Below are 10,147 nucleotides of genomic sequence, written 5' to 3'. Positions count from 1 at the left end.
AACACCGATGCTACCGGATTTGATATGACCTCACGTCAGAACCAAAACCCTGTAGGGACGTTCCATGGAACGTCCCTACTGTGGTCTACCGCTGTAAAACTTTTTCCTCTTCCCTCTTCCCTCCTGACTCCTGACTCCTCCCTCATTATTTATAACTATTCAACCAGACATAATATTATGAGGTTAAGCTCATGTTATCACGTCCAAAATATTCCTGAAAAGGATGAGACAAAATAGCCAAAAGTTTTTCAGTGTCTCTAATATAGTATTCACGCAGATCGATACAGAGGAGATTACCTTCTAAGAGAAGAAACTGCCAGATCGTCCCTGTTGTTACGGCTCCATAAATCGGCAAATTGATATTTTCTCTCAAATTAAATCTTTGAGCAGCAATCATTTCAGCCATACACTGAGCTAAACCTCCTTTAATATTTTCATTTTTGGCTTCAACTAATGTCAGCACTGGCCGGCATATTTCATAAATTTCTCTTGAAGCTGTTAAAATAAAGTCACAATAATCGTTTAATCCTAACTCAGAATCGATATTGAATTCCGAACCAGAAAAAAAACCTACCTCATTTTTATACATCTGCCTGATTTCTAATAGGGTAGGCGCAATCAAAAGTTCAGAACGGGCTTTTTCTGTATTGATAGCATTGGCGAGAGGAATATTTCGTTCTAAGATTTGTTGCAGAAATTCGCTGACTTCTACAGGAGGAATATCAGCAAATAAATTTTTTGACTCATCTACTCTCAACTCAAAGCGATCGCGCACCTCTGCTATGGTTTTAAATTCACTATAAGACATCGCTTTCGGCTCCTTGTTTTGGTAATTATTAAAATCTGGCTTGGCTCTATTTCTACCTTCGATAATGCAAGTTCTTACAGTAGTTTTCATCTGGGTGAAACACAGTAGTGGAATGGGCATCTTGCCCGTTCCCACTTACAGCGGTTTTCATTTGGGTAGACCACAGTAGGGACGTTCCATGGAACGTCCCTACCGAGTTTTAGTTGTGAAAATGTGGTTCATCAATTTGAAAAGCGCTGTAATATTCATCCCTTAATTCAGCAATGCCCTTTTTTCTAAATTATTGGTAGTTAAAAAAGCTTGGTTTCTAGGAATCGCTTTAGCAAGAAAAAGAGCGATCGCCTTCCAACCCTATCAGAACACAAACATCTTGCCTATTTCCTAATCGTTTTTATCCTCAGAACTTTTAGGAAAATTACCCTGTTGATAGGCATTAATTTGCTCCTCACTCAACAAGTCCATAAAATCTGCCAACTCGCTATAAGTCACGCACCGAACTTCGGGCAAACCGCAGACAGACTCAGCAAACCTAAACATAGCATTCCAGTAAGCACCGTTATTCCAAGCTGAAAAATGATGCCCGATATGTATGGGAGCGCGGTTGCCTTTATAATTTTTCTGAAAATACCTCATGTAAGTTTTATAAGTATCTTCCTCATAACGTTTGGCATTGCGAGGATTGGGTTTTGCCCGAGAATGCAAATAATAAAAATTGTAATCCATTGATAACACGTTCTTGCCTCTGGAATTAGTCAAACTAGCTAGGGGAAAATTCCAAATACCGTTTTCCTGACGCGGCCAATAGTTAGAACTCGCGACTTTGCTTGTGTCGTAGCGGAAACCATCCTTTGCGAGAACCTTATATAAACCAGGACTTCTAGCTAATAAGGGAGCGCGAAAACCTTCTATAGCATCGCGATCGAATACGAGAGATCCTGGCAAACCGTTAATTTTATAAGCTTCAAAAAGAAACTGATCGAAATATGCAAACTCCTCACCCCAGTCTTGCTCGCTCCATTTACTACCGTTGAAATGACCGACTGCATGAGACCCGATCTCGTGACCTTCCTGATAAGCGAGGTTAACCTGTTCGAGTCGCAGAGCAATATCTTCAGCTTCTCCTCCCCAACCAATATCGGAACGACCTTTACCTTTGCCACCGGGAGCGTTGTAGAGTTTGCGTTTGTCTTTGCTGACAAAATATACACCACTGACAAAATAAGTGAAGCGAACGTTAACGCCTTTTTTTTCCATTTTCTTGGCAAAGTTGCGCGACTTGTTCCAAGCATCCAGGGAACTAGAACCGTCAAATGCTAACATCACAAACTGGGGCGGTGTTTTGCTTGTCATCCCTATCTTTTGCATCAGTTTGTAGAGAAAACGAGCATTCCAAAGGTTTAACTGACAGCTATTTCCACCATTAGCTTCGATGCAAGCAGAAATTAATTCTTGAGAAAAAGGACCCATGACTTGGTTATTTTCGACGCAATAACCGATAATTTTATTGAGGCGAGAACCCTCCGGACATCTTCTGTTTCCATAAGCTTGGAGAAATAATTTTTCTGACCATTGGTTACTATTGCAACTGCCTCCACCTCCCCATTCTCGACATTTTTTAATCATTGTTTTAGTGAATGGTCCAAGAACGTATTCGCCGTTAGTATAGAAGTATCCGCCTTTGTCGTTAACGGGCTTTTTTTCAAATTTTAATGTCTCTAATTTGGGAATTGTATTGTTAGTAGGTGTGGGGTTTTCGGAAATATTTGATGTGTTGCTACAGGCAGATATTAAGATGAAAATACTATAGATAAAAAGGCTATGGTATGATTTTAATTTTATTAGCACTTTAATATTTTTCACTCCTCTTGTTATTAACTAATCATCAGGACTTAAGTGAGGGCGAATGCCATTCGCCCCTACCGCACGGACACTAAATCTAGTGAGGGCGAATGCCATTCGCCCCTACCGCACGGACACTAAATCTAGTGAGGGCGAATGCCATTCGCCCCTACCGCACGGACACTAAATTGAGTGAGGGCGAATGCCATTCGCCCCTACAGATGGCGTTTTCAAGGTTAATTTGCGTAAGTCCCGATCTTATTATAATGGAAGCGATCGCTTTTTTAATATATCCCCTACTTATTTCTCCTACCAAACTTCCAATCTTCCCCACCAGGTAATAATGCTAAATTATCATCAATAATAGCTAACAAATCATTAGCAGAATAACTATAAATTAAGGCTAAAAAACTCTTAGCAGTTGTGAACACAGAATTTTTATCCACCATTTCCTTCAGTTGAAAGGAACTGTAAGTGCCATTTTCAATTTCTGTGCTTGCATCACGAATAGCACGTTCTATAGGATTTTCTAACATCTCATCCCATTCATCTTCTTTGATAAAATAAGAGGTTTTATTGGGCTTCAAATTTAAGTCTTGAATTTCTAGAATTGCATTGCGGATTGATGCTGCCCAGGAATTAGTTAAACGTCCTTCCACCTGATTTTTGATTAAGTGAATTAACATCACAATTAAATAGGATTTGATTTTTCTAATGATATCTTTTTTACTCATGGCATCTAGTTCGTCAACAATTGCTAAAGCATCGAGATTTCTCCCTTCCATAATGCAAGTTCTTAAGTCGATTAATTCTTGAGTTGTCATTAGTTATTTTCCTCTATATTATTGGTAGTTAAAAGGGGAGTATTTGCTGCATGAGTATTTCCTCTAGTTATTAACTCATCATATCATAAAGGTGTAGTAAAATTAAACAAGTAAATTAGAATAACTGTATGATGAAACTTACACCAGAAGAAATTGAGAATTTTCGTTCTCAATTAGCAGATTATCCAGATGCACCGCTCAGAGACAAAGCATTAGAAGAGCTTGAAGTTGTGAAGAAATGTCAAGGAGATTTGGAAATTGCCACAAGAGTTATAGCCAAACGGGCTGGAGAAGCAAGCCTGAGAGCAGATTCTGCCTTTGATAGCTTGCTGGAAAAATCCCGTGAAATTATTTGTAAACCTGAAATAATGGAAAAATTGGCTAAAGCAAATAATCCACTTATCGTGTTGGAGTTGGTAGCAGGACTTCTACCACCACCTTTTCCAGCAGTTAGTGTTACATTAATACTGCTGAAAATGGGGGTGGAATACATCTGTAAATTAGATAACTCTGACAACTAATATCCTGTGGCTGTGAAAGCAGCCCAATAAAAAGGATTGGTAAAGGGATTGGGTTGATCAGGAATTTGCTGGCGAAACTCATTGACAGCGTCCTCAAACTCAAAATCATAGCCTGGTGGAAGTTCGGCAAGAACTTGATCGATTTGAGGTTGAAGAGTGTCGAGAAATTCTTCAGCATCTTTTCCCGTCAACTTTCTTAACCAGACTTGAGCTTGCTTGAGGGCGATCGCCACATCCCCTGCTTCCCAAAAGGGAAGTTCTTTGAGATTTTGATAAAATTTAATCATCAAAAATGCGGTTGCAAGTTCATCAACTTTCCATAGACTACTAACAACACTTGGGCTCCCAGCAAACAAGAATCCACTGGGCAAACTAACATATTCATCGCTGATGCTATTGAGGTCGGAAATTCCGGTTTCGCAGGCGGATAGTGTAACCAGACGGGATTGAGTCAAGTTGAGGGCGAATATTTCTGCTAAAGTTAGGAGTCCATCTTCTGTATTTTCCGAGTTGGACTGTTTGGTTTCTGCCAAACGCAATGCCGATTTTAGGGGAGATTCCAGGTTAAACTCCCCATGACAGGAGAAGTGGTTGCAGTGAGCGAGGGATAATTCTGGATGGGTTTTAACTTCTGCTTCCCTAGCTACTTGAGCTGCTAAAACTGTCGCGGGGGAGAAGAAGGAACGGACAGTTTCGACTTCCAGATTGGTAAAAACTAGGTCTTCTGTGGGATTTTGGATGGCAAACAGATGATTAAAATGGGGGCGTTGGCGTTTTTGAGTGAGTTGCAATAACTGACAACTAGGGGCATAACTGACTCCTTTGAGAAATTTATCACAGACTAAATCTCCATTTGCTAAAGGTAAAGCATGGAGTGGCAGCAGGTGTAGAAAACGATGGGGAATCAGGATGAGGCGATCGCATTTTATCCCTTGAGGAGCAAAAATGTTTTCTATCTCGGCAAGGGTTTGATCAATCTTGAGAATTTTCGCAAGTTCAGCAAGATGGAAAGGTAGATCATTTTGCCATTGTTGGTTCTGTTCGTAGTATGCACGCAGATACTTGATTGTCCAATTGACAAAAGCTTCTCGTTCTTCTGCTAAAGAGCTAATAATAGTTGGCTGCGAACGTTGGTGGGTAATAATTGAGGTGATGATGGAATTATCTGTGAAGTACCACTGAATCGTGGCAGTTTGTTCGCCAATAAGATTTTGAATTTCCTCAAACCGAATAGTTTCTACTTTTTGAGTCAAGCTGAAACTGGAATCGAAGGGTTTGATTTGATTCAAGACTTCATCTAACTGCTGCCGCGACTGCTGTAATTCTTGCTGCAGTCGTTTCTGGGACTTCTCTAATGAAGGTCGTTGTTGCTCGTCGCTATTTCCCGACAGTTGGTCTGTAGCTACTTGTAACTGCCTTTCCAATGAGGGAATGTTTCGTCGCAGTTCGTCCAACTTGGCAATTATCTCTGGGGGGACGTCGCCTTTAGGAGAGAGATCGCGGTTGGTAAGGAGTTCGACTAGGTTGCGGGCTTTGCTACGCTCGACTGTTTCTATGGCTTTATCCCACTGTTCTGTATTGATATAGGCTTGTACGAGTTTTTGATAAACTTCTATTGCTTCTGCTATAATCTGTTGGCGACGATTATCGGTGTTTGCCCAACTGCGACTGAGTTCGACTGCGTTTATGGCTTGTTTGTAGGCAGCGATGGCGGGTTGCCAGTTGCCTTCCTTGAAGTGGAGTTTGCCTAAACTGCGGGAAGCGTTGAGGCAGTTAATAGGATTGGCTTCTTTAGTGTAAACTTCCAGAGCTTTTTCGTAGGCAGCGATGGCTAATTTCAGATTTTCTGCGGTCTCTCCTTTGATTCTGTTACTGTAGGAACTGCCCAAATTATTTTGAGTCATTGCCCAGTTGTTGGGGAAAGCATCTTTTGTGTGAACTTCGAGAGCTTTTTTGAAGGCAGCGATCGCCATTTCCAGATTTTCTGCGGTCTCTCCTTTGATTCTGTCACTGTAAGCAATGCCCAAATTATTTTGAGTCCCTGCCCAGTCGCTGGGGAATGCTTCTTTTGTGTAAATTTCGAGAGCATATTGGTTGGCAGCGATGGCTATTTCCAGATTTTCTGCGGTGTCTCCATTGATTCTGTTTTTGTAGGCATTACCCAAATTATTTTGAGTCCCTGCCCAGTCGTTGGGGAAAGCTTCTTTTGTGCGAACTTCGAGAGCTTTTTGGTAGGCATTGATCGCCATTTCCAGATTTTCTGCGGTGTCTCCATTGATTCTGTTTCTGTAGGCAAGGCCCAAATTATTTTGAATGGTTGCCCAGTTAGTGGGGAAAGCTTCTTTAGTGTAAATTTTGTCAGCTTTTTCGTAGGCAGCGATCGCCATTTCCAGATTTTCTGCGGTGTCTCCTAGTATTCTCTCACTGTAGGCATTGCCCAAATTATTTTGAATCATTGCCCAGTCGCTGGGGAAAGCTTCTTTTGCGCGAACTTCCAGAGCTTTTTTGTAGGCAGCGATGGCTATTTCCAGATTTTTTGCGGTGTCTCCTTTGATTCTGTTTTTGTAGCCAATGCCCAAATTATTTTGAGTGGTTGCCCAGTCGGTGGGGAATGCTTCTTTTGTGCGAACTTCCAGAGCTTTTTTGTAGGCAGCGATGGCTATTTCCAGGTTTTCTGCCGTGTCTCCTTTGATTCTGTCAGAGTAGGCACTGCCCAAATTATTTTGAGTCGTTGCCCAGTCCTTGGGGAAAGCATCTTTTGTGCGAACTAAGAGTGCATTTTGGAAGGCAGCGATGGCTATTTCCAAATTTTTTGCGGTGTCTCCTTTGATTCTGTTTTTGTAGGCAATGCCCAAATTATTTTGAATCATTGCCCAGTCGTTGGGGAAAGCATCTTTTGTGCGAACTTCCAGAGCTTTTTCGTAGGCAGCGATCGCCATTTCCAGATTTTCTGCGGTGTCTCCTTTGATTCTGTTTTTGTAGGCAATGCCCAAATTATTTTGAATCGTTGCCCAGTTGTTGGGGAAAGCATCTTTTGTGTAAACGAACAGAGCATTTTGGTAGGCAGCGATGGCTAATTCCAGATTTTCTGCGGTGTCTCCTAGTATTCTGTCACTGTAGGCAAGGCCCAAATTATTTTGAGTCATTGCCCAGTCGTTGGGGAATGCTTCTTTTGTGCGAACTTTCAGAGCTTTTTCGTAGGCAGCGATCGCCATTTCCAGATTTTCTGCCGTGTCTCCTTTGATTCTGTCCCTGTAGGTAGCGCCCAAATTATTTTGAGTGGTTGCCCAGTCGTTGGGGAAAGTACCTTTTGTGTAAACCAACAGAGCATTTTGGAAGGCAGCGATCGCCATTTCCAGATTTTCTGCGGTGTCTCCTAGTATTCTGTCACTGTAGGCATTGCCCAAATTATTTTGAGTCATTGCCCAGCCGGTGGGGAAAGCATCTTTTGTGCGAACTTCGAGAGCTTTTTGGTAGGCAGCGATGGCTAATTCCAGATTTTCTGCGGTGTCTCCTAGTATTCTGTTACTGTAGGAACTGCCCAAATTATTTTGAGTCGTTGCCCAGTCGTTGGGGAAAGCATCTTTTGTGCGAACTTCGAGAGCTTTTTGGTAGGCAGCGATCGCTATTTCCAGATTTTGTGCCGTGTCTCCTTTGATTCTGTTAAAGTAAGCATTGCCCAAATTATTTTGAGTCATTGCCCAAGTTTCGGGGTGACTGTGGCGGGTGAAGACTGTCAGGGAGATTTTGTAACAGGCGAGGCTAATTTCCACGTTCGCCGCTTTGTTGCCCAGGTGAAACTGCTGGATCAGGTTGCCAAAATTGCCGATCGCTACAGCAATCCTTTCTGCTTGTTGCAAGCCAACCTCAGACAATCTAGCAGTTGCCCAAGTTCGCAATTGTTCTGCAAATCGATCGTCCAGTTGGGCTAAATTTCTTTCCAATATAGGGTCAACCACTTGAGAGTTGCCTTGACTGTCGCGAGTTGACTTCAATACCTTAAATATAAAGTTCAGTCTGTCTTTATTTGCCGATGCTTCGCAATTATCCACTGACAGCAGGTTAAGTTTCTTCTCCACTTGATTAGCAATAGCGTTCAACCTGTTAACAGTAGCGCGATCTTTCTCTACTACTGCCCTTTCTTTGATCATTCTCAGCAAATTAGCATAAAGTAAGTCTGGATTATCGCTCAAAACAGTCTCTTCCCTGCCTGGGGTACACCGCAGCAGTTCTTCTATTAGGTATAAATATCTGGGAATTTCTTGTTCATCCATTGTCTATCTCGCTTTTATACTAAAACTTATTGAATTATCTATCAACCATTTTGGGAGGGTTTTAATCCAATTTTGGACCGTCATAGGCGATCGCTCATCCAATAATTCTTGTTGGACTATTCGAGGGACTAATATCAGAATCCGGATAAACAGTTATAAATAATTAGGGAGGAATCAAGAGTCAGAAGAGAGAAGAGGAGGAAGAAATAGGATATTACGAGGAAAAAGTTTTTTATCACTAACAGGACTTACGCAAAATACTAAATAATAGACCACCCTTAGGGGCGAATGCCATTCGCCCATACTAAATACAGCGGTACTGCGTAAGTCCTGACTAATTAAGCGGACATGATATAAAACTTGACCATAGAGTTGAGGTAACAGTTTAATTTGATTAACAACTATCATAACCTCTTTAATTTTCCCTATTTTTCAGTTGTTCGTGGGTTTGGCGATCGCTCATAAAATCTTCTTCATCATAATCTAAATCAACTCCTTTAGACTTAAGAAATTTATCGGCTTCTCAAGGGGTTGAAAATCCCAATAATTCTCGCAATTTACCGCTACTAATAGAACCTTCGCGATAAGCTTCTACTACAATTCTTTCTATTAGCTTACCTTCTAAATTTCCCCATTTTTTCTTTAGGAAAGAGGCAAGTTCATCTGGTAAAGCAATCTGAATTTGCTGCATGAGTATTTCCTCTAATTATTAACTTATCATATCATAAATGATGACTGGTAACTGATAACTGAAATGGTGGCATTCTCAAGAAATTTTCTGGTATAATACCAGCAACAGTCTCAAATAGTAACAGGAAATTATCTATGTCTCTGATAGTTGCAGACTTGGAAAAAGTCCAAACACAACTAACAGAAGCTCATCGATAAACCCGGTTTCTATATAAAAACCCTCAGTATTTCTTTATGCCAGCTAGAGACGCTTACCATAACAACTTAATTAATGCTTTAGTCAAAGATAACTGGAGCATAACCGATGACCCTTTCGTTATCAAGTGGGGTTCCAGAGATATGTTCGTCGATTTGGGTGCTTCTTTACTTCTGGCAGCAGAAAAAGAAGAAGTGAAAATAGCAGTAGAACTCAAAAGTTTTGCAGGCCGTTCCCCAATCAATGACCTAGAAAATGCAGTTGGTCAGTATATCGTTTACCATGATGTACTCAAAAAAACAAACCCAGAAAGAATTCTCTACTTAGCAGTAGATGTAAAACCTTATAATGGCATATTCAGCGAACCCATTGGTGAATTAATGCTAGAAAACCAACGCTTAAATTTATTAGTTTTCCACAAATCAGAGGAGGTAATTATTAAATGGATACCATCAGTAAATATCAACAAATAATTGAGAAAATAATCAGCGAATATGCTCAACTGCGATATTCTGATAGCGAAGTAGAAAGAAAAACGGTTTTTGACCGAGAACAAAACCATTATCTATTAATGATTATGGGAGTAGAAGGTCATAAAATGGTTCATGGTTGCATAGTTCATCTGGAAATCATAGGCGATAAAATTTGGATTCATCGCGACGGAATTGAAGATGGTATAGCAGGAGAATTGTTAGCAGAAGGAGTTCCTAAAGACAAAATTGTTTTAGGGTTTTATCACCCAGAAACACGCAAGATCGGCGATTTTGCAGTTTGTTAATTTGAGGAGTGTTTTCGCTGTTGCAAAGCTTTCGGTGTGGAATGCTGCGCGAAAGGTTCTATAAAAGAAGGTGACAATAGGAAAAAACCATCCACGAATAGCAAAATTACCAATTACAATAATGGGTCAAGAATATCCATCAGGAACTGCTTTCGCTCCCTGTGTTTATTTAACTCATCATCGAGAAGATTTGTATCCCGAACCAAAAAAATTTAAA

At 40.8% G+C, this 10,147-nt stretch carries 9 protein-coding genes; 4 read left to right on the top strand and 5 right to left on the bottom strand.

The genetic code is table 11. From position 1 onward, the window contains the following. Positions 1 to 175: 175 nt before the first annotated feature. The 3 genes from F6K40_RS35920 to F6K40_RS35910 form a co-directional block, all read right to left on the bottom strand. Positions 176 to 928 (bottom strand): hypothetical protein, encoded by a 753-nt coding sequence (locus F6K40_RS35920; protein WP_365673967.1) that lies wholly within the window; start codon positions 926 to 928, stop codon positions 176 to 178. Between the two features lie 261 nt (positions 929 to 1,189). Next, entirely contained in the window at positions 1,190 to 2,668 is a 1,479-nt protein-coding gene (locus tag F6K40_RS35915) for a polysaccharide deacetylase family protein (protein WP_293143655.1), read from the bottom strand. Between the two features lie 275 nt (positions 2,669 to 2,943). Continuing rightward, positions 2,944 to 3,471 (bottom strand): DUF29 family protein, encoded by a 528-nt coding sequence (locus tag F6K40_RS35910; RefSeq protein WP_293143652.1) that lies wholly within the window; start codon positions 3,469 to 3,471, stop codon positions 2,944 to 2,946. Between the two features lie 128 nt (positions 3,472 to 3,599). On the opposite strand from F6K40_RS35910, the gene F6K40_RS35905 reads away from it, so the two are divergent. Further along, a complete protein-coding gene (locus F6K40_RS35905) occupies positions 3,600 to 3,992 on the top strand; it encodes a hypothetical protein (RefSeq protein WP_293143649.1) in 393 nt (130 codons plus the stop codon). Here the strand turns inward: F6K40_RS35905 and F6K40_RS35900 are convergent. Together F6K40_RS35900 and F6K40_RS35895 are read right to left on the bottom strand one after the other, a co-directional pair. Continuing rightward, the gene (locus F6K40_RS35900; protein ID WP_293143646.1) at positions 3,989 to 8,266 is read right to left on the bottom strand and encodes a CHAT domain-containing protein; all 4,278 of its coding nucleotides are present in this window, start codon (positions 8,264 to 8,266) and stop codon (positions 3,989 to 3,991) included. The two genes, F6K40_RS35905 and F6K40_RS35900, sit on opposite strands and share 4 nt — an antisense overlap. Before the next feature lie 523 nt (positions 8,267 to 8,789). Continuing rightward, entirely contained in the window at positions 8,790 to 8,957 is a 168-nt protein-coding gene (locus F6K40_RS35895; protein WP_293143643.1) for a UPF0175 family protein, read from the bottom strand. A 233-nt stretch (positions 8,958 to 9,190) separates the two neighbouring features. On the opposite strand from F6K40_RS35895, the gene F6K40_RS35890 reads away from it, so the two are divergent. The 3 genes from F6K40_RS35890 to F6K40_RS35880 form a co-directional block, all read left to right on the top strand. Then, positions 9,191 to 9,625, top strand: coding sequence for an element excision factor XisH family protein (locus F6K40_RS35890; RefSeq protein WP_293143640.1), 435 nt, complete (start codon positions 9,191 to 9,193; stop codon positions 9,623 to 9,625). Further along, positions 9,595 to 9,930: a XisI protein gene (locus tag F6K40_RS35885; RefSeq protein WP_293143637.1), complete on the top strand. Its 336-nt coding sequence runs from the start codon at positions 9,595 to 9,597 to the stop codon at positions 9,928 to 9,930. Before F6K40_RS35890 ends, F6K40_RS35885 begins: the two co-directional genes overlap by 31 nt. 70 nt (positions 9,931 to 10,000) lie before the next feature. Beyond that, a partial coding sequence (locus F6K40_RS35880) for a cytochrome P450 (protein ID WP_293143658.1) occupies positions 10,001 to 10,147 on the top strand: 147 nt, incomplete at its 3' end.

Source organism: Okeania sp. SIO3I5, from assembly GCF_010672085.1.
Taxonomy (GTDB): Bacteria; Cyanobacteriota; Cyanobacteriia; order Cyanobacteriales; family Microcoleaceae; genus Trichodesmium.
Note: the sequence above shows the minus strand (reverse complement) of the source record. Positions and strands in the feature narration are given on the sequence as shown.